This is a genomic window from Cupriavidus sp. FW305-26, assembly GCF_058787975.1.
In genome coordinates, this window is sequence record NZ_JBYTAH010000032.1 from 1 (window position 1) to 26600 (window position 26600).

At 67.7% G+C, this 26600-nt stretch carries 26 protein-coding genes and 1 pseudogene; 6 read left to right on the forward strand and 21 right to left on the reverse strand.

The annotated features are described in order from the left end of the window. From AC3WQZ_RS18060 to AC3WQZ_RS18085, 6 genes are all read right to left on the reverse strand, one after another. The coding region (locus AC3WQZ_RS18060) for a branched-chain amino acid ABC transporter permease (RefSeq protein WP_492300990.1) at positions 1-775 on the reverse strand (775 nt) is incomplete at its 3' end. Positions 776-790: 15 nt separating this feature from the next. Next, entirely contained in the window at positions 791-1531 is a 741-nt protein-coding gene (locus AC3WQZ_RS18065; RefSeq protein ID WP_011615577.1) for an ABC transporter ATP-binding protein, read from the reverse strand. After that, positions 1524-2285: an ABC transporter ATP-binding protein gene (locus AC3WQZ_RS18070; RefSeq protein WP_037024138.1), complete on the reverse strand. Its 762-nt coding sequence runs from the start codon at positions 2283-2285 to the stop codon at positions 1524-1526. The genes AC3WQZ_RS18065 and AC3WQZ_RS18070 overlap by 8 nt, the downstream gene beginning before the upstream one ends. 92 nt (positions 2286-2377) lie before the next feature. Then, positions 2378-3565: a substrate-binding domain-containing protein gene (locus tag AC3WQZ_RS18075; RefSeq protein ID WP_010810484.1), complete on the reverse strand. Its 1188-nt coding sequence runs from the start codon at positions 3563-3565 to the stop codon at positions 2378-2380. Between the two features lie 77 nt (positions 3566-3642). Beyond that, a complete protein-coding gene (locus AC3WQZ_RS18080) occupies positions 3643-4428 on the reverse strand; it encodes an enoyl-CoA hydratase/isomerase family protein (protein WP_439670713.1) in 786 nt (261 codons plus the stop codon). After that, positions 4425-5078 (reverse strand): TetR/AcrR family transcriptional regulator, encoded by a 654-nt coding sequence (locus tag AC3WQZ_RS18085; RefSeq protein WP_010810482.1) that lies wholly within the window; start codon positions 5076-5078, stop codon positions 4425-4427. The genes AC3WQZ_RS18080 and AC3WQZ_RS18085 overlap by 4 nt, the downstream gene beginning before the upstream one ends. A gap of 241 nt (positions 5079-5319) precedes the next feature. Between AC3WQZ_RS18085 and AC3WQZ_RS18090 the strand changes: the two genes are divergently transcribed. After that, positions 5320-6228 (forward strand): alpha/beta fold hydrolase, encoded by a 909-nt coding sequence (locus tag AC3WQZ_RS18090; protein WP_010810481.1) that lies wholly within the window; start codon positions 5320-5322, stop codon positions 6226-6228. Here AC3WQZ_RS18090 and crcB read toward each other — a convergent pair. The 7 genes from crcB to AC3WQZ_RS18125 form a co-directional block, all read right to left on the reverse strand. Continuing rightward, entirely contained in the window at positions 6178-6558 is a 381-nt protein-coding gene (gene crcB / locus AC3WQZ_RS18095; RefSeq protein WP_010810480.1) for a fluoride efflux transporter CrcB, read from the reverse strand. The two genes, AC3WQZ_RS18090 and crcB, sit on opposite strands and share 51 nt — an antisense overlap. Next, on the reverse strand, positions 6558-7076 hold the full coding sequence (locus AC3WQZ_RS18100) for a molybdenum cofactor biosynthesis protein MoaE (protein WP_011615581.1): 519 nt from the start codon (positions 7074-7076) through the stop codon (positions 6558-6560). Before AC3WQZ_RS18100 ends, crcB begins: the two co-directional genes overlap by 1 nt. A gap of 1 nt (position 7077) precedes the next feature. Continuing rightward, positions 7078-7335 carry a molybdopterin converting factor subunit 1 gene (moaD, locus tag AC3WQZ_RS18105; protein ID WP_010810478.1) on the reverse strand — a complete coding sequence of 86 codons (258 nt, stop codon included), beginning with the start codon at positions 7333-7335 and terminating at the stop codon, positions 7078-7080. Positions 7336-7367: 32 nt separating this feature from the next. Beyond that, positions 7368-8606 carry a molybdopterin molybdotransferase MoeA gene (locus tag AC3WQZ_RS18110; RefSeq protein WP_037024094.1) on the reverse strand — a complete coding sequence of 413 codons (1239 nt, stop codon included), beginning with the start codon at positions 8604-8606 and terminating at the stop codon, positions 7368-7370. 172 nt (positions 8607-8778) lie between these two features. Next, positions 8779-10224 carry a threonine synthase gene (thrC, locus tag AC3WQZ_RS18115; protein WP_010810476.1) on the reverse strand — a complete coding sequence of 482 codons (1446 nt, stop codon included), beginning with the start codon at positions 10222-10224 and terminating at the stop codon, positions 8779-8781. Positions 10225-10245: 21 nt separating this feature from the next. Then, entirely contained in the window at positions 10246-11556 is a 1311-nt protein-coding gene (locus AC3WQZ_RS18120; protein ID WP_010810475.1) for a homoserine dehydrogenase, read from the reverse strand. Positions 11557-11605: 49 nt separating this feature from the next. Continuing rightward, entirely contained in the window at positions 11606-12841 is a 1236-nt protein-coding gene (locus AC3WQZ_RS18125; RefSeq protein ID WP_010810474.1) for a pyridoxal phosphate-dependent aminotransferase, read from the reverse strand. A gap of 119 nt (positions 12842-12960) precedes the next feature. Here AC3WQZ_RS18125 and AC3WQZ_RS18130 point away from each other — a divergent pair, with 119 nt between their 5' ends. The 4 genes from AC3WQZ_RS18130 to AC3WQZ_RS18145 are packed head-to-tail and all read left to right on the forward strand — an operon-like array spanning position 12961 to position 18084. Continuing rightward, positions 12961-14457 carry an MTH938/NDUFAF3 family protein gene (locus AC3WQZ_RS18130; RefSeq protein WP_492300993.1) on the forward strand — a complete coding sequence of 499 codons (1497 nt, stop codon included), beginning with the start codon at positions 12961-12963 and terminating at the stop codon, positions 14455-14457. Continuing rightward, the gene (locus AC3WQZ_RS18135) at positions 14454-15422 is read left to right on the forward strand and encodes an ABC transporter ATP-binding protein (protein ID WP_011614509.1); all 969 of its coding nucleotides are present in this window, start codon (positions 14454-14456) and stop codon (positions 15420-15422) included. Before AC3WQZ_RS18130 ends, AC3WQZ_RS18135 begins: the two co-directional genes overlap by 4 nt. Continuing rightward, on the forward strand, positions 15419-16582 hold the full coding sequence (locus AC3WQZ_RS18140; protein ID WP_010814421.1) for an ABC transporter permease: 1164 nt from the start codon (positions 15419-15421) through the stop codon (positions 16580-16582). The genes AC3WQZ_RS18135 and AC3WQZ_RS18140 overlap by 4 nt, the downstream gene beginning before the upstream one ends. 11 nt (positions 16583-16593) lie before the next feature. Then, a complete protein-coding gene (locus AC3WQZ_RS18145) occupies positions 16594-18084 on the forward strand; it encodes an efflux transporter outer membrane subunit (protein WP_492300995.1) in 1491 nt (496 codons plus the stop codon). 10 nt (positions 18085-18094) lie between these two features. Here AC3WQZ_RS18145 and AC3WQZ_RS18150 read toward each other — a convergent pair whose 3' ends face one another. The 6 genes from AC3WQZ_RS18150 to AC3WQZ_RS18175 are packed head-to-tail and all read right to left on the reverse strand — an operon-like array spanning position 18095 to position 24678. Continuing rightward, on the reverse strand, positions 18095-21367 hold the full coding sequence (locus AC3WQZ_RS18150; protein ID WP_492300997.1) for a pilus assembly protein: 3273 nt from the start codon (positions 21365-21367) through the stop codon (positions 18095-18097). Positions 21368-21407: 40 nt separating this feature from the next. Then, entirely contained in the window at positions 21408-21965 is a 558-nt protein-coding gene (locus AC3WQZ_RS18155; protein WP_010814418.1) for a pilus assembly PilX N-terminal domain-containing protein, read from the reverse strand. 34 nt (positions 21966-21999) lie between these two features. Continuing rightward, positions 22000-23043: a PilW family protein gene (locus tag AC3WQZ_RS18160; RefSeq protein WP_010814417.1), complete on the reverse strand. Its 1044-nt coding sequence runs from the start codon at positions 23041-23043 to the stop codon at positions 22000-22002. Beyond that, the gene (locus AC3WQZ_RS18165) at positions 23040-23663 is read right to left on the reverse strand and encodes a type IV pilus modification PilV family protein (RefSeq protein WP_010814416.1); all 624 of its coding nucleotides are present in this window, start codon (positions 23661-23663) and stop codon (positions 23040-23042) included. The genes AC3WQZ_RS18160 and AC3WQZ_RS18165 overlap by 4 nt, the downstream gene beginning before the upstream one ends. Continuing rightward, a complete protein-coding gene (locus AC3WQZ_RS18170; RefSeq protein WP_010814415.1) occupies positions 23660-24154 on the reverse strand; it encodes a GspH/FimT family pseudopilin in 495 nt (164 codons plus the stop codon). Before AC3WQZ_RS18170 ends, AC3WQZ_RS18165 begins: the two co-directional genes overlap by 4 nt. 2 nt (positions 24155-24156) lie before the next feature. Next, entirely contained in the window at positions 24157-24678 is a 522-nt protein-coding gene (locus AC3WQZ_RS18175; protein WP_058697904.1) for a type IV pilin protein, read from the reverse strand. A 287-nt stretch (positions 24679-24965) separates the two neighbouring features. Between AC3WQZ_RS18175 and AC3WQZ_RS18180 the strand changes: the two genes are divergently transcribed. Beyond that, positions 24966-25874: a MurR/RpiR family transcriptional regulator gene (locus AC3WQZ_RS18180; RefSeq protein ID WP_010814413.1), complete on the forward strand. Its 909-nt coding sequence runs from the start codon at positions 24966-24968 to the stop codon at positions 25872-25874. 23 nt (positions 25875-25897) lie between these two features. On the opposite strand, the gene AC3WQZ_RS18185 is transcribed toward AC3WQZ_RS18180, so the two are convergent. Next, positions 25898-26248, reverse strand: coding sequence for a hypothetical protein (locus tag AC3WQZ_RS18185; RefSeq protein ID WP_010814412.1), 351 nt, complete (start codon positions 26246-26248; stop codon positions 25898-25900). A 118-nt stretch (positions 26249-26366) separates the two neighbouring features. Continuing rightward, positions 26367-26567, reverse strand: a pseudogene (locus tag AC3WQZ_RS18190) (DUF308 domain-containing protein); the annotation flags it as partial. Between the last annotated feature and the right edge of the window lie 33 nt (positions 26568-26600).

The following is a 26600-nucleotide window of genomic DNA, read 5'->3' on the forward strand; positions in this document are numbered from 1 at the left end:
GCACCCCGCCCAGCCCCGCCAGCGCCGCACCCGCGACGAACACGCCGATAAACAGGCGCCGCACGCGGTAGCCAAGCGCTTCGACCATCTCGCGGTTCTCCACGCCGGCGCGGATCAGCAGGCCGATGCGGGTGCGATTCAGCAGCAACAGCATGGCGATAAAGATCACCAGCCCCAGCGCCATCGCGATCAGCCGGTATTTCTCGATGGCGGCATCGCCGAGCAGCACCGCGCCGCGGAAAGTGGTGGGCACCTGCAGCGCGATGGTCTCGGGGCCCCAGATTGCCTTGATCAGCTGCTCGGCCACGATCATGCCGCCCATCGTGATCAGGATCTGCTTCAGGTGCTGGCCGTAGACCGGGCGCACCACCACGCGCTCGAAGAACAGCCCGACCGCGCCCGCGGCCACCATGGCCGCCGCGATTGCCAGCGCAAACACGGCCAGGTTCTGCGCCAGGCTGTCGGCCTCGACCCAGCCCGCCATCGGCAGCAGCACCGACGCCGCCACGTAGGCGCCCAGCGCGATAAAGGCGCCGTGGCCGAAGTTGAGCACGTCCATCAGGCCGAACACCAGCGTCAGGCCGGAGGAGACGACGAAGATGATCATGCCCATCGCCAGGCCGGCAATGGTCAGCGTGAGCCAGGTCGACGGGCTGCCGACCAGCGGATAGGCAAGCAGCATCAGCAGCGGCGCCAGCGCCAGCGGGGTCCAGTCGAGGCACACCTTGGGCAGGTCCGACGGTGCGGCGGCCGGCAAAGTCGTTGAAGTGGTCATGTGTATTGTCCCGCCTTACTGGTGCGCAGCCAGCGACAGCCCCAGCAGCTTCTGCTGCAGAGACTCGTCTTCAGCCAGCGCCGCCATCGTTCCCGTGTGCACCGTCCGCCCATCGTCCATCACCGCCACCGTATCCCCCACCGACTTCGCCATATGGAAGTTCTGCTCCACCAGCAGGATCGACACCTCGGTCTGCTTGAGCTCGCGGAACACATGGATCATGTTCTGGATGATGGCCGGCGCCAGGCCCTTGGTGGGCTCGTCGACGATCAGCAGCTGGCGCGGCTCGATGATGGCGCGCGCCACCGACAGCATCTGCTTCTGCCCGCCCGACAGCACGCCGGCGCGCTGCTGCCAGAAGGTCTTAAGCGCCGGGAACATGCGGAACACCCAGTCCAGCCGGCGCTCGTCGATGGCGCCGGTGCGCGCTGCCAGGCGCATGTTCTCGGCCACGGTCAGGTCGGAGAACACGCTCATGTTCTCCGGCACGTAGGCAATGCCGGCCTGCGCGATCGCGGGCGTGCTGTGGCGCGTGATGTCGGTGCCGTCAAAGGTCACCGTGCCCGCGCTGGCCTGCCACAGGCCCATGATGGTGCGCAGCGTGGTGGTCTTGCCGGCACCGTTGCGCCCCAGCAGCATGGTCACGCCGCCACGCGGCACCTCGAAGCTCACGCCGTGCAGGATGTGGTACGGGCCGATATGGGTCTGCACGCCCTGCAGCCGCAGGATCGGCCCGGTTGCTTGTGCGTCAGCCATGGCTGCCCTCCTCTTCCGGCATGCCCAGGTAAGCCTGCTGCACCACCGGCGAGGCGATCACCTCGGCCGGGTCGCCGTCGGCTACCAGGGTGCCGTTGTGCAGCACGATGATGCGGTCGGCCAGCGAGCGCACCACGTCCATCTTGTGTTCGACCAGCAGCACGGTCTTGCTGCGGTCCTGGCGGATCTCGCGGATCAGGTCAAGGATCACCGGCACTTCATCAACGCTCATGCCCGCGGTGGGCTCGTCGAACATGAACACGCGCGGCTGCAGCGCCAGCAGGATGCCGACCTCCAGCTTGCGCTGGTCGCCGTGCGGCAGCGAGGCCACCGTCAGCTGGCGCTTGCCGGCCAGCGCCACGCGCTCCAGGATCGCCATGGCCTGCGCCTGCACGTCGCGGTGGCTGGTCCACATCGAGAACAGGTCGAGGCCGCGCTGCTGGCGCGCCTGCACCGCCAGGCGCACGTTCTCCAGCACCGACAGCTGCGGGAACAGGCTGGTCAGCTGGAAGGCGCGGCCGATGCCGCGGCGCGTCTTCTGCGACACCGGCAGGCGCGTCACGTCCTCGCCATCCAGCAGGATCTGCCCGGCCGTGGGCGGCAACTGGCCCGAGACCAGGTTGAAATACGTGGTCTTGCCGGCGCCGTTTGGGCCGACGATGCAGGTCAGCTCGCCGGGCCGGAACGCGCACGACACCGCATTGACGGCCACGTGGCCGCCAAAGCGGATGGTCAGGCCGCGCGTCTCCAGCAGCGGCTGCGCCCCGACGGCAGTCGCGCCGGCGTGCCCGGCGGCCGGCTGCGACGGCGCCGGCACGGACCGGGCGAAGGAGGCTGGCGCGTTCATCAGCGGTGGTTGCGCACGGGCACGGCCATCTCTTCGGGCTTGATCTCGCGCACGAGCTCAGGCACGCCCCAGGCGAAGGCCGGATCCACCTTGATCTTGAAGTGGTACATCGACTGCATGGCCTGGTGGTCTTCCTTGCGGAAGGTCATCTTGCCCTTGGGGGTGTCGAATGACATGCCTTCCATCGCCGTGATCAGCTTCTCGGTGCCGGTCTCGCCGCTGGTCTTCTTCAGCGCCTCGACCAGCGCGATGCCCGCGGTCATGCCGCCGGCCGTGAAGAAGTCGGGCGGCGCCTTGAACTTGCTGTAGTGGTTGGACACCAGCCACTCATTGGCCTTGTTCTTGGGGATGCCGAAGTAGTAGTACGTGGCCCCTTCCATGCCCGGGAAGTTCTTGTAGCTGGCCATCGCCGGCAGGATGTTGCCGCCGGTGGCAATCTCGATGCCGTAGCGCCTGGGATCCAGATCCGCGATCTTGAACGGGTTGCCGGCACCGGCCCAGATAATGAAGATCACCTTGCGGCCTGGCTTGTCCTTGAGCGAATCAAACAGCCGCTGCGCGCCTGCGGTGAAGTCCGTGGTACTGGTCGGCAGGTATTCCTCGTGCACGATCCTGGCGTTCTTCAGCGCGCCCTTGAAGGCCTTGACGCCGTCGCGGCCAAAAGCGTAGTCCTGCGCCAGCGTGGCGATCTGCACGCCCGGCTTGTCCAGCGCCACGGCGTTGGAGATTGCGTCCTGCGACGAATTGCGGCCGGTGCGGAAGATATAGCGGTTCCACTTGTCGCCGGTGATCGAGTCGGCCACCGCGGGTTCGACCAGCAGCACCTTCTTGTATTCCTCTGCCACCGGCAGCATCGCCAGCGCGGTGCCGGAAGAGGTGGGGCCGACCGCGATATCGGCGCGGTCGTCGCTGTAGGCGGCGGCCAGCTGGGCCTTGGCCACGTCCGGCTTGCCCTGGGTGTCTTTCTCGATCACCACCAGCTTGTTGCCGTTGACGGTCATGGTGCCGTTGGTGGCGTACTCCAGGCCCATCATCAGGCCGGTCTGGGTCTGCTTGGCGTAGGCTTCGAGCGCGCCGGTCTTGTCATAGACGTGCGCGATGCGGATGTCCTTGGCCAGCGCGGTGCCGGCGGCAAGCAGGCCGGCGGCCATGACCAGGGCACGTACGGCGAGTGGGTTGCGTTGCATTGCTGTCTCCTGTGTTCGGTCTCGTTTGTGTTTGTCTGGATGAAACCTGCTGCAACTGCCTGGGAAAGCTCTACAGACTATTCGCGCGCGCGCCCTGCCAGGAAGCGCCGCATGCCGTCGGCGGTCTCGGCACTGGCGATCTGTGCGACAAAGGCCGCGCGCTCCCGCTCAAGGCCGGCCGCCAGGGTGTCGGCGTCCCAGCGCAACAGCGCGCGCGTGCGGGCCACGCTGCCCGGCACCTTGCGCATGACGCCGCGCGCCAGCGTCGCGGCATCGGCCTCGGCCGAACCCGGTGCGGCCAGCGCGGTGGCCAGGCCAAGTGCCTCTGCCTCCGGCGCGGCGACGATCGTATTGTTCAGCTGCCACGCGCGCGCCCGCGGCGTGCCGACCAGCTGCGGCAGCATCGCGGTCCAGCCGCCGTCCGGGCTGAAGCCAACCACCGTGTAGTACGGCGCGATGCGCGCATCCCGCGCCAGCACCGCCATGTCGCACGCCAGCACCAAACCCAGCGAGCCGCCCGTCAGCCAGCCCTCCACGGCCGCCACCACCGGGCAGCGCAGCGCTGCCAGGCGCAGGATCGAACGGTTCAGCAGTGCCAGCAGCCGGTCGGCGTAGCTGGCTATCGCGTCGCCCTGCGCAGCGAATGCCGCGACATCGCCGCCGGTGGAGAAATTTTTCCCGGCATGCGTCAGCACCACGGCATGGATCGCCGGGTCGGCTTCAATCTCGTCCAGCGCGGCGAGCAGCGCTTCCAGCAACTCGGGCACCAGGCTGTTGTGCCGCTGCGGCCGGTTCAGGCGCAGCAGCGCCACGCCATCGACGGCGCGCTCCCACTGCACCAGGGGTTCTGCGTCAGCGTTCATCGCGGCTGCAGGCCGTGCGAGATCAGGTCGAAGGCGGTGTCGACCACCTTCTCCATCGAAGGCGGGCGCTTCCAGCGCGCATAGCGCATGCCCAGGAAGTTGCTGATGCCGATCAGGCACCAGGCGCGCACCTCGGCATCGCCGGGCACGATCTCGCCCTGCTCCTCGGCGCGCGTCAGGCGCCGGCTGTAGAGCTCGGCAAACACCTGGAAATAGCTGCTGTAGATGGTCTCGTCCACCGAGTACGAATCCAGCACGATCCGGTACAGGTTCTTGTGGCGCGAAACGAAAGAGAGAAATGCCTTCAGGCCCAGGCGCTCGGCTTCCATCTGGGTGGCCGCGGCGGCAACGTGCTTGCGCAGGTGGGCGCGCACCAGTTCCAGCATGTGCGCGACCAGCGCGCGGAAGATGTCCTCCTTGTCCTTGAAATACAGGTAGAAAGTGCCCATCGCGACCTTGGCTTCCTGCGTGATCTCGGAGATCGACGCGGCGTAATAGCCTTTCTCACCGAACACCTTCTCGGCCGCGCGCAGCAGCGCCTCGCGCGTCTTCTGCCCGCGCGCGGTCTTGGGCGGGCAGATGCCGCCGGCATGGCCGGGTTCGCGGGTTGCGCCGGTTTCGGGCGGTGCGCCCGTGTCGGTCTGGGACATCTTGTCTCCGGTGGCGCTGCGCGCCTTGTCATTGGAATGCCAGCCGCTTCATGTCATGCCGGCGCAGGCAGGTGCCTCCTCCGCGCCTGCCTGCGCCGGGAATCGCCACTCAGGCAAAACCTGATAGCTGATTCATGTTTCATCGTATAAATTGCCCACCGTGGATGTCAATAGAGAGGCACCCTCACCCGGTGGCATCCAGGCCGCTGCCCTTTACCCTCCTGCCAGGAGAGAACCGTCGTTGGACGCTCCCGATTCGGCACCTGCCGGCCCCGCTTCGCCGCCGTTCGCCAGCCACCCGGCACGCGGCGCCTTGCCAGGCTGGCGCGAAACCGGCCAGGGACGGCCGCTGCTGTTGCTGCACGGCTGGTCCGTCACCGGCGAGGCCTTCGATGGCCAGCGGGCGCTCGCACTGGCGGGATTCCGCGTGATCGCGCCCGACCATGCCGGCCACGGCCTGTCGCGCGAGCGCGACGGCACCACGATCACGGCGCTGGCGCGCGACGTCGCCGGACTGGTTGCGCACCTCGGGCTGACAGACGTGGTGGTGGCTGGCTGGTCGATGGGGGCGATGGTGGCATGGGCGCTGCTGCGCGACCATCCGGGTCTTCCGCTGGCAGCGGTCGGCAGCATCGACATGACACCGAGGCTGGTGACCGATGCGGCCTGGCCGCATGGCCTGCACGGCCACTATGAGATTGCGCACGCCGCGCAGATGGCGGCCCGTATCCGGGCCGACTGGCCCCGGCTGGCGCCGTCAGTCGCGCTGGGAATGTGGTCGGCGGGAAGGCGCCCGGAAGGCGCCGCGATGCAGCGCATCGCGCACATGGCGGGCCAGTGCGATGCGTGGGCGCTTGCCGCTTTATGGGAAGACATGGCGCGCCAGGATTTCCGGGAGACATTGCGCGGTGCCGGGCTGCCGCTGTTCCACTTGTACGGGGAAGCCAGCCGGCTCTATGCGCCCGCGGTGGGCACCGCCACGCTCGCACTGCGGCCCGGAGCGGGATTCAGCGTGGTGGCCGGCGCCGGCCACAGCCCGCACATGGAGCAGCCGCAGGCATTCAATGCCGCGCTGCTGGGCCTGATCGCCCGGGCCGCGTCAGGCCAGCAGGCGGTAAGTCCAGAGGCCGAACGCGGTCAGCAGCAGTGAGCCGCCCAGGTGCAGCAGCAGGTGCAGCCCCGCCCAGCCATAGTCGCCGGCAATCAGGTTCGCCACCACCTCGCTGGAGAAGGTCGAGAACGTGGTCAGCCCGCCAAGGAAGCCGGTGATGGCCAGCAGGCGCCATTCCGGCGGCAGGCCCGCGTGCGTATCGAAGAACCCGACCGCCAGGCCGACCAGGTAGCCGCCCAGCAGGTTGGCCGCCAGCGTGCCATAGGGCAGCGCGGGATTGATCGCGTTCCACAGCACCGCAAAGCCCCAGCGCAGCCACGCACCCGCCGCGGCGCCTACGCCCACGGCGACAAAGCCGAGCGGCCCCATCAGGGCTGGCTCCCGCCCTGCTTCTCCGGTGGTGCGCCAGCATCGTCGCCGCTGGCATTGAACGATGCGATCCCCCAGCGCTGGAGGGCGGCTTCGTCGGTCACGCGGGCGTCGACCCAGCGCGCCCCTTCCGGGGTGTCTTCCTTCTTCCAGAACGGCGCTTCGGACTTGAGGTAGTCCATGATGAACTCGCACGCGGCAAAGGCATTGCCGCGATGCGCCGACGCCACCGCGACCATCACGATCTGGTCCAGCGGCTGCATCGGCCCGACGCGGTGGATGATGGTCACGCCCAGCAGCGCCCAGCGCGCGCACGCAGCCGCTTCGATCTGCGCCAGCGCCTTCTCGGTCATACCCGGATAGTGCTCAAGCTCCATCGCGCTGACCGCGCTGCCGTCGCTGACATCGCGCACCGTGCCGATAAAGCTGGCCACCGCGCCGACCGCCGGATTGCCGGCACGCAGCGCAGCGACTTCCGCGCCGAGATCGAAATCCTCACGCTGCACCCTGACGCTCATCTCAGCCTCCGGTCACTGGTGGGAAAAAGGCGACTTCACAGCCGTCGGCAATCGCCGTATCGGGGCGCGCCACCGCATGGTCGACGGCCATGCGCAGCGCGCGGCCTTCAGCCAGGGTCTCGGCCCAGGCGCCGCCGCGCTGGCGCAGCCACTGGCGCAGTTCGCCCACGGTGCGCACGTCGGCCGGCACCTCGGCGCGCTCTTCGGCCACGCCCAGCTGCTCGCGCACGCTGGCAAAGAATCGGAGTTCGATGGTCATCACAGCTTCTGTGTCCTGGTAACGCTGGCCGGCTATGCGAGCAGGCCGTCAAACGGAATGAACTGCACGGTATCGCCGCGCGCGATCGGCTGGTTGGGCGGATTGTCGATCAGGCCGTCGCCCCAGACGGTGGAGGTCAGCACGCCCGAGCTCTGGTTGGGGAACAGGTCCAGGCCGCCCTCGGCATTGATGCGCGCGCGCAGGAACTCATTGCGGCGGTCGCCCTTGTTCAGTTCGAAGTCCGCGCGCAGCGGCAGGCGCCGCGGCGTCACGCCGGCCACGCCCTGCAGGCGCAGGATGAACGGGCGCACGAACAGCAGGAAGGTCACGAAGCTGGACACCGGGTTGCCCGGCAAACCCAGGAAGAACGCCGGCCCGGCATCGTTGTTGACCTGCCCGAACGCCAGCGGCTTGCCCGGCTTGATCGCGATCTGCCACATGTCGAGCCGCCCCTCGGCCTCGACCGCGGGCTTGATATGGTCTTCCTCGCCGACCGAAACGCCGCCCGAGGTGATGATCAGGTCGTGTCCCTGCGCCGCGCGGCGCAGCGTCTCGCGCGTAGCGGCCAGCGTGTCGGGAACGATGCCGAAGTCGCTGACCTCGCAGCCCAGGTTTTCCAGCAGGCCGCGCAGGGTGAAGCGGTTGGAGTTGTAGATGGCGCCCGGCTTGAGCGGCTCGCCCGGCATCGCCAGTTCATCGCCGGTGAAGAACACGGCGACGCGCACGCGCCGCACCACGTCCAGCTTCGCCTGGCCGACCGATGCGGCCAGCCCCAGCGCCTGCGGCGTCAGCCGCGTGCCGGCCGGCAGGATCACGCTGCCGGCCTCGATATCCTCGCCCGCGCGCCGCACCCATTCACCGGATTGCGGCACGTGGTTGACGATCACGTCCTCGCCCTCGGCGGTGCATTGCTCCTGCATCACCACGGCGTCGGCGCCCGGCGGGATCAGCCCGCCGGTGAAGATGCGCGCGGCGGTGCCGGGTTCCAGCGCGGTGCCGACATGGCCGGCGGGAATCCGTTGCGACACGCGCAGCCGCGTGCCGGCAGCGGGCACATCGCCCGCGCGCATGGCGTAGCCGTCCATCGAGGTATTGTCTGCCGGCGGCACGCGCAGCGTGCTGGTCACGGGCGCGGCCAGCACGCGGCCGTTGGCGTGGAGCGTGTCGATGGATTCAAGCTGCGCCAGCGGACGGGCGGCGCCGAGCAGCGCGTCGAGCGCCTGGGCCATGGTCAGCATCGGGGGGCGGGAAGGTGCTGCGGCTTGGGTCATGGTGCGATGTGGGAAAGTGTTGGCCCACGAAAAACGGCCCGCGCATTGCCGGCACCACTTGGTTGGGGCAGGCAATCCGGGGGCCGAAGATCGGGCCCGCAGCCTGATTGTAGCGAGTTGGCGCGGGCCCGGCATGCGGCAGCGCCGCAGCGGGCTGCACGCGCCCGCGCGCTTACAGGCCGGTGTGGCCGGCGATATAGGCCTTGACCTGTGCGGCGTCGGCCGGCATCACTTCAAAGCGCTGCGGCAGGCTCTCGATGCCCTCGAACTTTGCGGGGCGCTCCGGCTCGTGGCCGAGCGCTTCGCGGATAGTGTCGGCAAACTTGGCCGGCAGCGCGGTTTCCAGCACCACCATCGGCACGCCGGCGCTGAGATGCTCGCGCGCCACCTTGACGCCATCGGCGGTGTGGGTATCGATGGTGATGTCGTAGCGCGAAGACAGGTCGCGGATGGTCGCTACGCGGTCGTCGTGCGTGCTGCGGCCCGAGACAAAGCCGAACTCGCGGATGCGGTCGAATTCCGGCGTGCCCGACAGGTCGAAGCCGCCCTTCTCTTCCACGTCGCGGAACAGCGCCACCAGCTTGCCGGCGTCCTGGCCGAGCAGGTCGAACACGAAGCGCTCGAAGTTCGAGGCCTTGGAAATATCCATGCTCGGGCTCGAGGTGTGGTACGTCTCGGCCGACTTGCGCACGCGGTAGGCACCGGTGCGGAAGAACTCGTCGAGCACGTCGTTCTCGTTGGTGGCCACTACCAGCTTGTCGATCGGCAGGCCCATCATGCGCGCGATATGGCCGGCGCAGACGTTGCCGAAGTTGCCCGACGGCACGCAGAACGACACCTTCTGGCCGGGGCCGCTGGTGGCCAGCAGCCAGCCCTTGAAGTAGTACACCACCTGGGCCACCACGCGTGCCCAGTTGATCGAGTTGACCGTGCCGATCTTCTGGCGCGCCTTGTAGTCGAGGTCGTTGGAGACCGCCTTGACGATGTCCTGGCAATCGTCGAACACGCCTTCGACGGCAAGGTTGAAGATGTTGGCGTCCTGCAGGCTGAACATCTGCGCGGTCTGGAACGCGCTCATCTTGCGGTGCGGGCTCAGCATGAACACGCGGATGCCGCGCTTGCCGCGCATGGCGTATTCTGCCGCGCTGCCGGTATCGCCGGAAGTCGCGCCCAGGATGTTCAGCTCCTGCCCGGCGCGGCCCAGCGCGTACTCGAACAGGTTGCCGAGCAGCTGCATCGCCATGTCCTTGAAGGCCAGCGTCGGGCCGTTGGACAGGCCCAGCAGTTGCAGCCTGGTGCCACCTTCCTCGCCGAGCGTGCGCAGCGGCGTGATGTCGGCGGTGTTGTCGCCCTCGCGCGCGTTGCAGTACACCTCGGGCGTATAGGTCTTGCGCGTCAGCGCGCGCAGGTCCTCGGCAGGAATATCGTCGCAGAACTTGCGCAGGATCTCGTAGGCCAGGTCGGCATACGACAGCTTGCGCCAGGCCTCCAGTTCGTCGGCGGTGACTTGCGGGTACTGCGTAGGCAGGTACAGCCCGCCGTCCGGCGCCAGGCCGCCCAGCAGGATCTCGGAAAACGATTGCGGCATCTCATGGCCGCGGGTCGACTGGTATTTCATGTGAATCAGCAGGTCCGGCCCTTAGTTCAGTTCTTCCATGCGCAGGCGCGTCACGGCGGACAGCACGGTGGGCAGCGCCTCAATCTTGGCGATCGCCGCGTTGACGTGCTTCTCGCGCGTGATGTGCGTGAGGATGATGATGTCGGTCTGCGGCTCGCCCTCGCGCGATTCCTTCTGCAGCATGGCGTCGATCGAGATGCCGCCCTCGGCCAGGATGCGGGTGATCTCGGCCAGCACGCCGGTCTCGTCGGCCACGCGCATGCGCAGGTAGTACGAGCTGTTGATCTCTTCGATCGGCAGCACCGGCACGCTCGACAGCTCGTCCGGCTGGAACGCCAGGTGCGGCACGCGGTGGTTGGGATCGGCGGTGTGCAGGCGGGTCACGTCGACCAGGTCAGCGATCACGGCCGAGGCGGTCGGCTCGGCGCCGGCACCCTTGCCGTAGTAGAGCGTCGCGCCCACGGCGTCGCCCTGCACCAGCACCGCGTTCATCGCGCCTTCGACGTTGGCGATCAGGCGCGAGGCCGGCACCAGCGTCGGATGCACGCGCAGCTCGACACCGTCGTCGCGGCGGCGGGTGATGCCCAGCAGCTTGATGCGGTAGCCCAGTTCCTCGGCGTACTTGATGTCGATGGCTGACAGCTTGGTGATGCCTTCCACGTGGGCCTTGTCGAACTGCACCGGCATGCCGAAGGCGATCGCGCTCATCAGCGTGACCTTGTGCGCGGCATCGACGCCTTCGATGTCGAAGGTCGGGTCGGCTTCGGCGTAGCCGAGCTGCTGGGCTTCCTTCAGCACCACGTCGAAATCGAGGCCCTTGTCGCGCATCTCGGACAGGATGAAGTTGGTGGTGCCGTTGATGATGCCGGCGATCCACTGGATGCGGTTGGCGGTCAGGCCTTCGCGCAGCGCCTTGATGATGGGGATGCCGCCGGCGACGGCAGCCTCGAATGCCACGATCACGCCCTTGCGGCGCGCGGCTTCGAAGATCTCGTTGCCGTGCACGGCCAGCAGCGCCTTGTTGGCGGTGACCACGTGCTTGCCGTTCTCGATCGCCTTGAGCACCAGCTCGCGCGCGATGCCGTAGCCGCCGATCAGTTCGATGACGATGTCGATGTCGGGGCGGTTGACCACCTCGTTGGCATCGCTGACGATCTCCACTTCCCCGTTGGTCAGTTCGCGCGCGCGTTCGGTGTTGAGATCGGCCACGATGGCAATCTCGATGCCGCGGCCGGCGCGGCGGCGAATTTCTTCCTGATTGCGCTTGAGCACGTTGAACGTGCCGCTACCGACGGTACCGATGCCGAGCAGGCCAACTTTGATGGGGTTCATGGACAATCTTCTGAGTTGCTAAGGATGAATTGCGGCGCGGCCCGCGAAATCAGGCCGCTGCCTTGCCGTGGCGTTTTCGGTACGCCTCGAGGAAGCGCGCGATGCGGCCGATGGCCTCGCGCAGGTCTTCCTCGTGCGGCAGGAACACGATGCGGAAATGATCGGGCTTGGCCCAGTTGAAGCCCGAGCCCTGCACCAGCAGCACCTTGGACTCCTGCAGCAGTTCGTAGATGAACTCCTGGTCGTCCTGCACCGGGTACATCGACAGGTCGAGCTTGGGGAACAGGTACAGTGCCGCCTTGGGCTTGACGCAGGTAACACCCGGGATCGCGGTGATCAGCTCGTAGGCCAGGTCGCGCTGGCGGCGCAGGCGTCCGCCTTCATTGACCAGGTCGTTGATGCTCTGGTAGCCGCCCAGCGCGGTCTGGATCGCCCACTGGCCCGGAACGTTGGCGCACAGGCGCATCGACGACAGCATGTTCAGGCCTTCGATATAGTCGATGGCCGGGCGCTTGTCGCCCGACACCACCATCCAGCCGGCGCGGTAGCCGCATGAGCGGTAGTTCTTCGACAGGCCGTTGAAGGTCACGGTCAGCACATCGGTCGAGAGCGAGGCGATCGAGGTGTGGGTGTGGCCGTCGTACAGGACCTTGTCGTAGATCTCGTCGGCATAGATGATCAGGCCGTGCTCGCGCGCGATGGCGACGATCTCGAGCAGCAGCTCGTCCGAATACAGCGCCCCGGTGGGGTTGTTCGGGTTGATGATGACGATGGCCTTGGTATGCGGCGTGATACGTGCGCGGATATCGGCCGGATCGGGCATCCAGTCGTTGGACTCGTCGCAGATATAGTGCACCGGCGTGCCGCCCGAGAGGCTCACCGCGGCGGTCCACAGCGGGTAGTCCGGCGCCGGCACCAGCACTTCGTCGCCGGCATTGAGCAGCGCGTTGACGGCCATCACGATCAGTTCGGAGGCACCGTTGCCCACATAAATATCGTCCAGGCCAACGCCTTCGATATTTTTTTGCTGGGTATAGTGCATGATCGCCTTGCGTGCGGCGAAAATGCCCTTGGAATCAGAATAACCTGCCGAATTCGGCAGGTTTCGCATCATGTCCTGCTGAATCTCTTCCGGCGCGTCAAAGCCGAACACGGCCAGGTTGCCGATATTCAGCTTGATGATCTTGTGCCCTTCTTCCTCCATCTGCTTGGCCTTTTCCAGCACCGGTCCGCGGATGTCGTAGCAAACGTTATTGAGTTTGTTGGATTTCTGGATGGGTTTCACGGCGATGTCGGGCAAGCGTAGCGTGCCGCGTCGGCGGCACCGGACAGGGAATCTGGGCGAATCTGAATTAATGCCGAAGCCCCGTGCGGAAGCCCCGCGCCGGGGCGACGTCCGCTGCAATGCAACGCGAACGTGGCAGACAGGGAGGCAAAAGCTATAATTTATCGGATTATGACAGACTTCGGCAGGGATTCTTGCATTGCAGCGTGCGCTTGCGGCGCACACGCCAGGCGCCTGCGCACTGTCGTCCATCCTGTCGCCCACACCGTACCCGCCCGGGGTGCCGGCCATCCGCCCCACGGGCCGGCCCGCCAGCCCGTGGCGGCCGCCGCAGAGGCCTCCAAGTGAAACTCCACGCCGACCAGCCCCAATCGCTCAATACCGTCACGGCCTACGGGCCGGGCTACATCGAGATCAACCTCGTCCGTCACACCAACTCGGTCCTGGTCATGCCCGAGGGCGAGGTCCGGCCCTGGCCGGTCAGCCGCTTCGAAGACCTGGAGCCTGCGCATTTCGAGCAGCTGGTGGAACTCGGCCCCGAAGTGGTGCTGCTCGGCACCGGCTCGCGGCTGCGCTTCCCGCACCCGCGCCTGACCGCGTCGCTGTCGCGCCGCCATGTCGGGGTGGACGCCATGGACCTGCAGGCCGCCTGCCGCACCTACAACATCCTGATGGCGGAAGGCCGCAAGGTGGCGGCGGTGCTGCTGCTCGCCGCTTGCAGCCGTGAACGCGCCGACACCTGGCAAGGCTATGTCGAAGGCGAATTCGTCAGCGTGGCCTCGCCGTTCGCCGGGCGCCTCGACACGCTGTCGGTGCAGCGCGGCCAGCAGGTCGGCCAGGGCGCCGCGCTGTTTGCACTCGAATCCGACGACGAGCGCGCCGCGCGCCAGCAGGCCGAAGACCAGCTGCGCGCAGCCGAGGCACAGCTGCAAGACATGAAGACCGGCAAGCGCCCGGTCGAAGTCGAGGTCAGCCGCGCCCAGCTGGCGCAGGCACAGGCCCAGGCGCAGCGCAGTGCCGCGGCCTTGCGGCGCGACCAGCGCCAGTATGAGATCGGCGGCATCGCGCAGGCGCAGCTGGACGAATCGCGCGCACAGGCCAGCAGCGACGCCGCCCGCGTGCGCGAACTGCAGCGCGATATCGACGTGGCCCGGCTGCCGGGCCGGGATGCGCAGCAAGCCGCGCAGGCCGCGCAGGTGGCGGCCGCGCGCGCGGCGCTGGCGCAGGCCGAGTGGAAGCTGTCGCGCAAGACCGTGGCCACGACCCAGGCGGGGCTGGTCTACGACACGCCCTACCGCCTCGGCGAGTGGGTGCCGGCGGGCAGCCCCGTGGTGCGCATGCTGCCACCGGGCAACGTCAAGGTGCGCTTCTATGTGCCGGAGACGGTGGTGGGCGCGCTGCGCAACGGCCAGGCGGTGCAGGTGCGCTGCGACGGCTGCGCCGCGCCGGTGGCGGCCACCATCAGCTACGTAGCCAACGAGGCCGAATACACGCCGCCGGTGATCTACAGCAACGAGACGCGGCGCAAGCTGGTGTTCCTGGTCGAAGCGCGCCCGGCGGCGGCCGATGCGCCCAAGCTGCGGCCGGGCCAGCCCGTCGAGGTGGTGCGGCAATGAACACCAGAGCGAACGGCGGCGCGGCCGCACTCGCCATCGACGTGCGCGGCCTGAACAAGCACTTCGGCGACAAGCACGTGGTCAACGACCTCAGCATGCAGGTCGCGCGCGGCGAGATCTTCGGCTTCCTCGGCCCCAACGGCAGCGGCAAGACCACCTCGATCCGCATGATGTGCGGGCTGCTGACGCCCGATTCCGGCGAGGGCACCTGCCTGGGCTACGACATCCGCAGCGAGTCCGACGAGATCAAGCGCCGCGTCGGCTACATGACGCAGAAGTTCTCTTACTGGGACGACCTGTCGATCCGCGAGAACCTGGACTTCGTCGCGCGCGTTTACGGCATGCCGAACCGGCGCGAGGCGGTCGACCGCGCGCTGGAAGACCTGGGCCTGGCCACGCGCTCGGCGCAGCTGGCCGGCGCGCTGTCTGGCGGCTGGAAGCAGCGGCTGGCGCTGGCGGCGTGCCTGCTGCACGAGCCCGAACTGCTGCTGCTCGACGAACCCACCGCGGGCGTGGACCCCAAGGCCCGGCGCGACTTCTGGGAGCAGCTGCACCAGCTGGCCGCGCGCGGCATCTCGGTGCTGGTCAGCACGCACTACATGGACGAGGCCGAGCGCTGTCACAAGCTGGCCTATATCGCCTACGGCAAGCTGCTGGCGCAGGGCACCGCCGATGAAGTGGTGGCCAGCCAGAAGCTGTCGACCTGGAGCGTGGAAGGCGACGACCTCGCCGCGCTGTCCGAGCAGCTGCAGGGTGCGCCGGGCGTGGAGCAGACCGTGGCCTTCGGCACCGCGCTGCATGTGACCGGGCGCGATGCGCAGGCGCTGGCTGATACGCTTGCGCGGCTGGCCGGACCGGGCCGGCGCGTCGAGCAAACCCAGACCAGCCTGGAAGACGTGTTCATCCACATGATGAGCGGGGCCGAAGACAATATGGCAGCCCGCAAGGCCAGGGAGGCGTCATGACAGCCGCCGCCCGCAACCCGGCCGCGCAACAGCGCTTCTCGTTGCAACGCTGGTGGAGCATCGTGCTCAAGGAATTCCTGCAGCTGCGGCGCGACCGCGTCACCTTCGGCATGATCATCGGGCTGCCGATCATGCAGCTGCTGCTGTTCGGCTTTGCCATCAACACCGATCCGCGCCACCTGCCGACTGCGGTGATTGCCGCCGACCAGAGCGAATTCACGCGTTCCTTCATCGCCAGCATGGAGCAATCGACGTATTTCAAGCTTGTCGGCACGCTGCCGGACGAACAGGCCGGGCGCGAGGCGCTGATGAAGGGCGAGGTGCAGTTCGTGCTGACCATCCCGCCCGACTTCACGCGCCGTCTGCTGCGCGGCGAACGGCCCGCGCTGCTGGTCGAGGCCGATGCCACCGATCCCTCCGCCACCGGCCAGGCCATCGCCGCGCTACCGCAGCTGCCCTACCGCGTGGCCACGCATGACCTGAAGGGATCGCTGGCGCCGCTGGCCGGCGGCAAGCCGCCCTTCGACGTGCAGGTGCAGCGGCTCTACAACCCGGAAGGCATCACGCAATACAACATCATTCCCGGCCTGATGGGCGTGATCCTGACGATGACCATGGTGATGATGACCGGCCTGGCCATGACGCGCGAACGCGAGCGCGGCACCATGGAGAACCTGCTGGCCACGCCGGTGCGGCCGCTCGAGGTGATGACCGGCAAGATCGTGCCCTATATCTTCATCGGCCTGATCCAGGCGACCATCGTGCTGCTGGCCGCGCGCTGGATCTTCAGCGTGCCGTTCGTCGGCTCGGTGCTCGCGGTGTACCTGGCGGCGCTGCTGTTTATCGCGGCCAACCTGACGGTGGGCATCACGCTGTCGTCGCTGGCGCAGAACCAGCTGCAGGCGATGCAGCTGACGTTCTTCTACTTCCTGCCCAACATCCTGCTGTCCGGCTTCATGTTCCCGTTCGCCGGCATGCCGGGCTGGGCGCAGGCCATCGGCAACATCCTGCCGATGACGTATTTCCACCGCATGGTGCGCGGCATCCTGCTCAAGGGCAACGGCTGGGTCGAGCTATGGCCCAATGTGTGGCCGATGGCGCTGTTCATCGTGGTGGTGATGGCAATTGCGGTGCGCTTCTACCGCCGCACGCTGGACTGAAGGGGTTGGCCATGCAACGACTCACGCCTCTGTTTGCCGCCGCGGCACTGTTGTGCGGCTGCGCCGTCGGCCCCGACTTCCGCGCGCCCGCGCCGCCCGATGACGCCGGCTACGTGCCGGGACCGCAGCCGGTGGCAACCGTCGCGGCCGACAGCGCCGACGCCGCCGGGCAATCCCACGCGCAAACCCTGGCCGCCGGCGCTGACGTGCCCGCGCAGTGGTGGACGCTGTTCCGCAGCCCGGCGCTGGACGCCACCATCCGCAGCGCGCTGGATGCCAGCCCGACGCTGGCGCAGGCGCGCGCCCGGCTGCGCGAGGCGCAGGAGAACCTGGCCGCGCGCACCGGCGCGACGCGCTGGCCCGCCGTCGACGCAAAACTTAACACCACGCGCCAGCAGGTCGACTTCCAGTCCCTGGGCATCACCGCGATCCCCAGCCCGGGCCCGTTCACGCTTTACGGCGCCACGGTGCAGGTGTCGTACGTGCTCGACCTGTTCGGCGGCCAGCGGCGCGAACTGGAAGGACTGCAGGCAGCGGTGGACTACCAGCGCTATGAACTGGAAGCCGCGCGCCTGGCGCTGGCCGCCAACGTGGCCACCGCGGCCATCCGCGAAGCCGGCCTGCGCGCGCAACTGGCCGATACCGCCGCCGTGGCGGCGGCCCAGCAGCGCCAGCTTGGCATCACCGAGGAACGCCTGCGCGCGGGCGGCGTCGCGCGCGTCGACGTGCAGCGCCAGCGCGCGGAGCTTGCGCAAGCCCAGGCCCTGGTGCCGGCCCTGCAGCGCCAGCTCGATGCCACGCGGCACCAGCTCGCGGTGTACACGGGCCAGACCCCGGCCTCGGCCACGCTGCCCGAATTCCGCCTCGACGACCTGCACCTGCCCGACACGCTGCCGGTCAGCCTGCCGGCCACGCTGGCACGCCGCCGTCCCGACATCCGCGCGGCCGAGGCCCTGCTGCACCAGGCCTCGGCCAATATCGGCGTGGCCACCGCCAACCTCTATCCGCAGATCACGCTGAGCGCCAGCGGCGGCACGCAGGCCACCGCGGCGCGCGACCTGTTCAGCAGCCTGAACGTATGGAGCCTGGCCGCGGGGCTGGTGCAGCCTGTATTCCGCGGCGGCGAGCTGCAGGCACGCAAACGCGCGGCGGAGGCGGCTTATGAGCAGTCGCTGGCCGCGTATCGGCAAGCCGTGCTGCAGGGCCTGCAGAACGTGGCCGATTCGCTGCGCGCACTCGAAACCGATGCCGCCGCGCTGCGCGAACGCGCCGACAGCGCGCGGCAGGCGCGCGATACGCTGGCGGTGGTGTCGGAGCAGTACCGGCTCGGCGGCGTCAGCCAGCTGACGGTGCTGGATGCCGAACGGCAGTCGCGCCAGGCGTCGCTGGAACTGGCGCAGGCGCGCGCCGACCGGCTGGCGGATTCGGCCGCGCTGCTGCAGGCGTTGGGGGGTGGGTGGTGGGAGGAGGAAGGCGGCGCTGTGGCGGCAGCACCGCGGTGATGGCGGCTGGCTAGGTCTTGTCGCTCTGCGTGTGCCAGTAGGTGCGCTTGCGCTTGCCGGTGCTGGCGGGCTTCACCTCCTGGCCGCCCAGCGATGACTTGTCGTCGCCGCCCGAGGCACCAGCCTTGCCGCCCCCGATCAGCACCGGGACCAGCCGGGTCGATCCGTCGGTCTGCGTGACCGACACCATGCCGAACACGGGCGACGGCGGCAGCCCGCCGTTGTCGAACCTGACAAACCGCGGCCCGTTGTTCATGCCAAGCCCGCTCAGGAATGACACCGCGTAGCCCCGCGCAACGCCCAGGTCGGGGTAGCAGGCTCCGGGCTCGACCTTGGAAGGCGTGTTGGTGCCGAAGTACGTGTAGCCCGCCACGGTCAGCGGCGCATTGACCGCCTTCTCGCCGAATTCCAGCGACAAGTAGAAGCCGCTAGCCACCGCCGAATCGCGGTAGGCCACGTTGGTCGCATCGACAAGATCGGCCGCCTTGACCGCCGTCCAGGTCGAAGGCAGCCTCCCATCGACGTTCGGGTCTTTGACCATGAAGAAGCGGTTCTGCACGTTCTGCGCCGCGCCAGGGGTCTGGCTCAGCGAGTACAGCGGCTTTTCGCGGTCGCCCGAGGCGATCATCACCGCGTCGTACTTGCCGGTCGCGACGACATCGGGCGGATAGAGAAACTTGCGCGCCTCGTTGGTGTCCACTGCGCCGCCCAATTGCGCGAGCTTGCCGACCGTCCACGTCGACGGAGTATCCGTATCCGTCGATCCGAAGTCGATACGCCAGACATTGCCGCCGACGTCGCCGACATAAGCCTTTTCGGCATAGCCATCACCATTGCGGTCCACCACGGCAACGTCGGAAGGAATCGCGCGGCTGTTGATGGTGACGCAGGTGCCCGTGCTGATGCCAGCGCAATTGGCCAGGGCTGCCCAGACCACATCGCCCGTCCCGGCGTCGAGCACGATCACGCCGCGGCCTTGCTTGTTCGTCGCCGTGGCGATGCCATTGAGCGCTGGGTCGGTATCCTCGCCATCGGGGTCGTAGCCCGCACCCATGATCAGCACAGGCGTCGGGTAGCCGCGCACGCGCATCACCCGCGGCTGCGACCAGGTCTGCCCCAGTTCAGGGATGTCGGCGTTGGTCTTGCTCCAAAGGTACTCCGGCTTTGCCGGATCCTTGACGTCCAATGCATAAATCAGGCGACCGCCGCGCCGTGCTGTCAGGTAGATCTTTACCTGGGGCGTGGCCGGGGTGCTCAGGTCCTGGTAGACCGTCGTGGTGCCGTCGAAGAAATAGTCGCGTGGAACAAACTGGACCTCGGCGGTGTCCTGGGGGCTGCCCGTCAGCCGCACCTCGGGAGCGTTGCTATAGATCCGCGCCAGCTTGCCGTAGAACTCGGGAGCGATGAAGCCCCACAGTTCACCGCCCGCGCGCACCGTGCCCGCGGTGGTGGAAATGGCTGCAGTGCGGTTACCGTTGACGGCATGGAACACACCGTCATTGGCACCGTAGAAAACCACTACGCCAGTGGTGCCGCCGTAGTCGACCACCACCGGGCGCGAATGCAGCACGTCGCCGTGGATCGAGCCGCGCACCGTGACGTTGCCGCCGGGGCCGGGCTCCGCCTCTTTCTTGGGGTCGGTGCCGGTCAGCGTGGCGAAGACGTCCTTGCCGCGCACCCAGCTGATCATATTGGCCACATCCGCGGCAGTGGTCTTCAGCAGCGACGGACCGTTGCCCTCGGTGAGGGCCTTGTTGGCGGTATCGAAATTCGCCAGCGCGGTCCCCTTGCTGCATTTCGCGTCGGCGCAGGTCAGCAGCCGGCGCCCGGCCTGACTGGTCAGGTAGTCTGCGCGCAGCATTTCTCCTGCGCCGCCCTTCTCGACGACCTCGCCGTCGGGTGAATCCTTGGCATTGCGCAGCAGCGACGAGGCATTCTTCCAGAACCCGTCCGAGGGCCAGTCCGTCACGATACTGGAGCTGCCCACCGCCTTCGGCGGATCCTCGGTCCAGTAGCTGCGGGCATTGGGCGATATAAACCCGGTCCCCGCGTTGCTAACCGCATTCTTCGGGGGCTGGTCGATCGCGCCTTGCACCCCGGCGTCGAGCATCACCAGATTGCCGTTGCTGTCATAGCCCAGCTTGTACTGTTTGAGGTTGCCCACCCAGCGCGGACGGGCCTTACCGTCCGGGCGGAACATGCCGATATAGACCTGGTTCAGGTACGAACCCTGCCCGTTCACGCTGACCGGCAGGCTGACCGAGGCAAATACGTTGTTGACCGCCTGCATCTCGTTGAAGATGTCCTTCAGCGCCTTCGAAAGCGCGTCGTCATCTCCGGCCCGGACTGTAAAGTTGCCGCCCCCGCCCTTCTGGGCCATGCTGGTGACGAACTGCAGGTAGTCCTGGCTTTGCTGGCTGCCGTCAGTGACGCCGATGGTGTAGGTAATGATGTTCTGGCGCGTCGCCGTGGTCGAGCCCGCGTTGTTGGCGGCGTTCAGGTCCAGGTCGTTCAGGAAGCGCGCCCACTCATCGCCCCAGTTGTCGATGTTGTTGCCCTTGGGCAGCGGGATCGGAGTGAGCTGCGCGGTGGTGGCGCCCGCCTCCTTGAGCTTGTTGTAGGCATCCTGGCCGGAGTCCTGCGGCTTGCCGTTGTTGAGCGCGTTGGCAATGTAGATGATGAAGTTCTTCTGGCACGGGTTGGTGATCGGCGACTTGTATGTGGTGCCGGACAATCCCGTCTTGCCGGAGAAGAAGGCCCATGCCTCCTGCATGGCGCCGCCGACCTGCGAGTTGTTGGCACTGTCCTTGGTACGGTCGATGGTCTTGATGTAGTCGAGCATGTCCTGTCCGCCCGCACCTTTCTCCATCAGCACCAGCCCGGACGGCGCGGTGGGCGGCGTCACCTTCGGGAAGCGGAACTGGCCACCCGTATTGGTGCCCTGCCCGAACATCATCACGCCAAGGTTGATCTTGCCGTTCGTCTTGTCATCATTGATCAGGTCCGACACCGCCTTGTACAGTGCGCACTGCTCTGCGCCGACGTTGTTGTTATCGTTGTTGGCGCTCACCACGTTCTGCGTTTCGCAATCGACCTGGGCATTGGCATTCCACGCCGATGCGTTGTCGAGTATCAGCAGCACGTTGGGACGCGACCCGGAGTTGGCCTGCAGGCCGGTGAACAGGTCGATGTCTTCGGCTATCGCCGCGGGCGCGGCAGCCAGCCCGAGCAGGGCTGTGGCACAGGCAGCGGAAGCGCGAAGCCGGCGAGCGGGCATGGACATGCTGGTTCTTCCTTTCAAGATCCGGATCTGGCCCGAGACTTCAGGGGCAAGTGGAGCCATACAGCGTGCGCACCGCAACGCCCTGGTGCACCGTCGCGACGGCGCCGGTTGTATTGACGTCATTGACGGTGGCTGCTACATCCCACTGCGTATCGTTGCAAAGCGAACTGATCGCACTGACACCGCTTGCGCCCATGACCAGGTTGCCATTGCCGGTGCTGCTGCCCAGCGTGCATTCGGCATCCTCCGGGTGCTTTTCCGGATCGATCACCTTGGCCACTGGCTTGCTGGTCACGCAGGTCGGTGCCGCCACCTGCGCGATGTAATCCGCCTTGCCGTCACCCGTCACGTCCACCGGCACATCCACCGCAACCGGCGCCTTGGTGAAGTCGTCGCTGATCACCTGCTCGATCGCCTGCTGCGCCACGTCGCGTGCTTCGGCGCTGTGCTGCTGGTTGCCCGCCACCTTGACGTTGACCAGCCCCGAATTGACCATGGCCACGGCGACCAGCAGGAACAGCACCATGAACACCAGCGTCACCACCAGCGTGACCCCGGATTGCCTGCGGCGCAGCGGCCTGCCCGTTGACTTCATCATTGCTCGCTCTTCGCTGTGTTGAATCGGTATGGCGTTATTGCTCGCGCAGCCCGGCCACATTGACCAGCCGCGCCACCTGGGCGTAGACGTGGCGCTTGTAGCCGTCATTGAACGGGCCTGCGGCCGCCGCGCGGCCGAGGTCATAGGTGCGGTTGTCTGAATGCCCGCCCGAGGGCTTCAGCGTGCGCGCCAGCAGGTGCACGCGCACCGTGGTGACATTGGCCAGGTTGTTGAGCACCACGCCCCAGTCATAGCCGGGAACGGCGGTGCAGACGGCGCTGTTGTTCGCGCGGGGATCGGACACGTAGCAGTCGGCCGAGCCGTTGCTGTCCTGGTCGACACCGTACAGCACATGCATGTCTTGCACCCCCTGCGCGACCGAGCGCGACTGGAACGCACCGTTGACCAGTTCGGCCATCTTCAGCGTGGGGATGCCGTCGCCGCCGTTGCTGCAGCGGTCGCAGCCGGCCAGGTAGAAGATGCGCACCATGGCGCGGCGCAGTTCAGCCGGCTGGGCCGGATCGCAGGCCTTGGTGCGCAGCCCGAAGGCCGCCGCGCCGCTGGCATCGAAGACAAAGGTCTGCGTGTCCTGCGAACAGGCCGATACCTGCAGGTAGGGCACGCCCGGTGCCGGGGCGGCAACCGCCGTGGTCGACACGCGCCGAATCACCAGCACCTCGGAAGTCGGCGCCAGGTCCGGCAGGCATGGTGCCGCCACGCCCGGCGCATAGCCGGTCAGCGCCACCGGCACGGTTTCGGCAGCAGGCGAGAAGCCAAGGGCGGCTGCATCCGTCGCGCACAGCGCCGGATCCGCGGCCTTGGTGCTGCGTGCAATGTTGCCGACGCCGAAGAACCCCGCCAGCTCCACTTCGCGCCGGATCTGCTCCAGCGCGTAGCGGCCGTTCTCGACCTGCTCGGCAGACTTGGTGAATTCGGTGCGCGACAGGCTGTTGGCAAGGTACAGGCTCGCCAGCGCGGTCAGCAGCACCAGGCCGATGGTGATGCCGATCATCAGCTCGACCAGCGAGATGCCGCGCTGGCGGCGCAGGCGGCGCGCGGACAGGCGCAGGGGGCTCATGACACGGTTCCCAGGGTGCCGATACGGATCTGCGTGCTGACCGCGCGGCGATAGGCATCGTTGCCGTACTGGCCCTTGCCGCAGCCCAGCGCGGGCGCGCCGGTGGTGGCCAGGCCCTGCCAGGCCACGGTGATGCGGTAGATATTGTTGACGGCGTCGACGGTCTCGATGCAGCCGCGCGCGCCGATCATGGCGCCGACGGCCTGGGCGGCATCAGCGGCGCTGGCCCCCAGGCGCATCTCGGCACTACCCAGCAGCGCGGTGTTCCAGGCCTGCAGGTCCGCATCGGCGGTAGCCTTCTGCGCGGCGGTGCCCTGCGTGCACGCCGCCGGCGGCGCCGCCGCGCTGCCCAGCTGCATGCCGGTCGCGCCGTTGGCATAGCACGATGCCACCTGGCGGTTGGCGTTGAGGCGCGCAACCATGTCCTGCAGCAGCGCCAGCGCCTGCACGCGCTGGTAGGACTCCATCTCGGTCTGGCCCGAGCGCGCCACCAGCCCGGCGGTGCCGAGCAGCGCGACCAGCAGGATCACCGCCGCCACCAGCACCTCGATCAGCAGGAAGCCGCGCTGCGTGCGGCGGACAGGCATGCTCGGCCGCAGCCGCGGAATTCTTTGCTTCATGAGCAGGCTCCCGTGTCGGAAGCGACGCGGCCTGTCTCGCTGACCTGCACGCAGACGCGCGACGCCGCTGCCGTATCGCCGTTGGGCGCCACTTCGAAAGTCATGGCCGCGCCCGTGAGGCGGCCGTCGTTGCCAAGCGCAAGGGCCCCGGCAGCGCTGGGCGTGATGGTCAGGCCGCCGTAGGGCCCGAAGCTGCGCACCGTCTCGGCGCCTGCGGTGACTGCCCAACCGGCAGTCCATGCGGCGCCGGTGGCTGCCAGCGTGACCGTGGCATTGCGCTTGACTGCCTCGCTGCGCGCCAGCAGCAGTGCCGAGGTCAGGTCATGTGAGGCGCCGCGCACGCGCTGGTTGGCGATCAGTGAAGAGAACGACGGCGCCGCCGCGACCGCGAGGATCGCCAGCACCGACATGGCGCACAGCAGTTCGACCAGGGTGAAGCCGCGGCGGGTGGGCCGGCCGGGCGAAGACGGCGGGAACGTGGCGCGCCGCATGGTCAGTTCCAGCAGTCGGTGCCTGAACCAGACGCCGATTTCGCGCCGGCACTGGTCAGCGTCAGCGAGCCGCAGTCGGCGTCGCCGGCGAGCTGGCTGCCCTTGGGCGTGGCCACGATGCTGTAGCCGGGCGGCAGCGCCGCGTTCGGCGTCACGGCGACGTCGTAGCGCGTTGCCTGCGCGGCCGGCACCGACATGCCCAGCGCGCCCAGATTGGCGGCATAGGCGCGGTTGTCGACCAGGTAGCGCTCCTGGGCGCTCGAGACCTCCAGCATGAAGGACTCGATCGCGGCCCGGTGCGAGCGCACGACGTGACGGCTGTAATTTGGAATGGCGACGGCGGCAAGAATGGCAATGACCGCCACGGTGATCATCACCTCGATCAGCGTGAAGCCATGCGCTGCCCTGGCGCCGCGCAGGCGCCAGCCCCGGCACGGATTGCCGGTTGCCCCAACTTCCCCAATGACCCGAAACGACGGGTTGACCCTCCCGCCGTGTCGCACTGCCGGGCTTCTATGTCCCATGCCGCGCTCCGATACCAATTATGTTCCGGATGACCAATTCCGGAGGTTATGGCGCGGAGTGTAAGTCACGATCTGCTAAGCGGGTAAGGAAAATATGATGCCGGCCGACCGGCGTTGTAGCGAACAGACAGTGGTGTTACGAGACCTGCTCAGGACATACAGCCAAGGCATATGCAGACGTTAACCGTCAGTGAGGGGGAACCCTGACCCGCCCTGTTCGACCGGCCCGATGCGCGCCCGGGCGCACCTGTGCAACAATCGTTACAAACACCGAATCCGGAATGCCCATGCCGCCCGACAGCCCTACCCCATCGCCGCAAGCGCCGCCGCAGGATCTGGACGCCCTGCTGGCGCTGCTGCGCAGCAACTTCCCCACGCTCAGCACGCAGTTCCAGGGCGGCGCGCGCTACCTGCTCGACCATCCGCAGGACGTGCCGGTGCTGTCGATGCGCAAGATCGCGGCCAGTGCCGGGGTGCAGCCTGCCACCCTGGTGCGGCTGTCGCAGCATCTCGGCTTCGAGGGCTGGCAGGGGCTGCGTGAACTGTTCGTCGATGCGCTGCGCGGCGGCAGCCAGCCGTACGCGCGCCGCGCGCGCAAGGTGGTGCGTGAAAGCAGCTCCAGCCGCATGCTGGGCGAGATGCTGGACGCGCAGCACCACAACCTGGACATGATCGCCGCCAACAACGAGAAGACGCTGCAGCAAGCGGCGGAACTGCTGTCGCATGCGGCGTGCGTGCATGTGGCGGGCTTCCGCTCGTGCTTTCCGATCGCGTTCACCTTCCACTATGTCTACCGGCTGTTCCGCAGCACGGTGCACCTGATCCGCGCCGATGCCGGCACGCTGGAGATGGAGCTGCGCGGCCTGGCGCCCAAGGATGCGGTGCTGGTGGTCAGCTTCGCCCCCTACTCGCAGGAAAGCATCCGCGTCGCCGCCGCCGCGCGCGAGTGCGGCTGCAAGGTGATCGCGCTGACCGACAGCACGGTCGCGCCGATCGCGCTGGCGGCGGACTGCACGTTGCTGTTCTCGGTGGAAAGCCCGTCGTTCTTCCCGTCAGTCACCGCCGGCGTGGCCGTGGTCGAGGCCCTGGTCGAGCAGCTGCTGGCGCGCAAGGGCAAGGGCGCGATCCGCGCGCTGGAACAAGCCGAGGGCGAGCTGCACCGGACCGGGGCGTATGTGGTGGCGGGGCGCGAGTGAGGGTGGCCCCCAGTCACTCATCACTACTGCGTGCACTTCTCCCGGTACGCCTGCTGCAGCGACCTCTTCGGCCGGTCACGCTCCAGTTCCGGAATCATGCGGCCCTGCGCGGTCTCGATGGCCGGCTGGGTGGCACGGTATTCGCGCTTGGGTGCTTCGGCGATCTGCGCGGCCAGGGCGCGGCATTCGTCCGACTGGATGCTGCCCGGCGTCGCGGCCGGGTCGGGACGGTAGGGCGTGGTGCCCTGCTGCACCGCTTCGTTGATGGCGGCGGCGGCAGCGCTGTCCCCGTCCGGCCTCTGCGCATGCGCGCTGCAGGCCATCGCCAGGGCGGCGATGGCGGCAATGCGGGTCAGGGTTCGCTGGCTCGGCATGACTTCTCTCCTGTGGCTCGATGAAATTATGCAAAGGCTGCCAGCTTAATCGTTCGCGGCCTGTCTGACACTACCGGCATTTCCGGCATTTGCGGCGTCGATGCCACCTGCGCCTGCCCGGGTACAGGCTGATATAGATGCCCTCGGGCGATTCCAGCGCTGCATGGCCGGTGGAGATCACGCCGTCGCGGTCCACCGCGGCGATATAGCGGTCGACCAGCGGCTGGCGGCGCGCTTCGCCGCGGGCGGACCCGACCGGGGTCCAGACATGCACGGTCAGCGCGTGCTCGCCGGGTCCGGGCGGACCGTCCCAGATGGTCATGTCGGGCGCATCGGCGGCAGCAGCCGTATC

Bases quoted from the DNA above. Each gene is read 5' to 3' on its own strand.
- AC3WQZ_RS18065 (WP_011615577.1), bottom strand. From the start codon at position 1,531: ATGGCTGACGCACAAGCAACCGGGCCGATCCTGCGGCTGCAGGGCGTG.
- AC3WQZ_RS18075 (WP_010810484.1), bottom strand. From the start codon at position 3,565: ATGCAACGCAACCCACTCGCCGTACGTGCCCTGGTCATGGCCGCCGGC.
- AC3WQZ_RS18080 (WP_439670713.1), bottom strand. From the start codon at position 4,428: ATGAACGCTGACGCAGAACCCCTGGTGCAGTGGGAGCGCGCCGTCGAT.
- AC3WQZ_RS18085 (WP_010810482.1), bottom strand. From the start codon at position 5,078: ATGTCCCAGACCGACACGGGCGCACCGCCCGAAACCGGCGCAACCCGC.
- crcB (WP_010810480.1), bottom strand. From the start codon at position 6,558: ATGGGGCCGCTCGGCTTTGTCGCCGTGGGCGTAGGCGCCGCGGCGGGT.
- AC3WQZ_RS18100 (WP_011615581.1), bottom strand. From the start codon at position 7,076: ATGAGCGTCAGGGTGCAGCGTGAGGATTTCGATCTCGGCGCGGAAGTC.
- moaD (WP_010810478.1), bottom strand. From the start codon at position 7,335: ATGACCATCGAACTCCGATTCTTTGCCAGCGTGCGCGAGCAGCTGGGC.
- AC3WQZ_RS18110 (WP_037024094.1), bottom strand. From the start codon at position 8,606: ATGACCCAAGCCGCAGCACCTTCCCGCCCCCCGATGCTGACCATGGCC.
- thrC (WP_010810476.1), bottom strand. From the start codon at position 10,224: ATGAAATACCAGTCGACCCGCGGCCATGAGATGCCGCAATCGTTTTCC.
- AC3WQZ_RS18120 (WP_010810475.1), bottom strand. From the start codon at position 11,556: ATGAACCCCATCAAAGTTGGCCTGCTCGGCATCGGTACCGTCGGTAGC.
- AC3WQZ_RS18130 (WP_492300993.1), top strand. From the start codon at position 12,961: ATGCAACGCGAACGTGGCAGACAGGGAGGCAAAAGCTATAATTTATCG.
- AC3WQZ_RS18135 (WP_011614509.1), top strand. From the start codon at position 14,454: ATGAACACCAGAGCGAACGGCGGCGCGGCCGCACTCGCCATCGACGTG.
- AC3WQZ_RS18140 (WP_010814421.1), top strand. From the start codon at position 15,419: ATGACAGCCGCCGCCCGCAACCCGGCCGCGCAACAGCGCTTCTCGTTG.
- AC3WQZ_RS18145 (WP_492300995.1), top strand. From the start codon at position 16,594: ATGCAACGACTCACGCCTCTGTTTGCCGCCGCGGCACTGTTGTGCGGC.
- AC3WQZ_RS18150 (WP_492300997.1), bottom strand. From the start codon at position 21,367: ATGTCCATGCCCGCTCGCCGGCTTCGCGCTTCCGCTGCCTGTGCCACA.
- AC3WQZ_RS18155 (WP_010814418.1), bottom strand. From the start codon at position 21,965: ATGATGAAGTCAACGGGCAGGCCGCTGCGCCGCAGGCAATCCGGGGTC.
- AC3WQZ_RS18160 (WP_010814417.1), bottom strand. From the start codon at position 23,043: ATGAGCCCCCTGCGCCTGTCCGCGCGCCGCCTGCGCCGCCAGCGCGGC.
- AC3WQZ_RS18165 (WP_010814416.1), bottom strand. From the start codon at position 23,663: ATGAAGCAAAGAATTCCGCGGCTGCGGCCGAGCATGCCTGTCCGCCGC.
- AC3WQZ_RS18170 (WP_010814415.1), bottom strand. From the start codon at position 24,154: ATGCGGCGCGCCACGTTCCCGCCGTCTTCGCCCGGCCGGCCCACCCGC.
- AC3WQZ_RS18175 (WP_058697904.1), bottom strand. From the start codon at position 24,678: ATGGGACATAGAAGCCCGGCAGTGCGACACGGCGGGAGGGTCAACCCG.
- AC3WQZ_RS18180 (WP_010814413.1), top strand. From the start codon at position 24,966: ATGCCGCCCGACAGCCCTACCCCATCGCCGCAAGCGCCGCCGCAGGAT.
- AC3WQZ_RS18185 (WP_010814412.1), bottom strand. From the start codon at position 26,248: ATGCCGAGCCAGCGAACCCTGACCCGCATTGCCGCCATCGCCGCCCTG.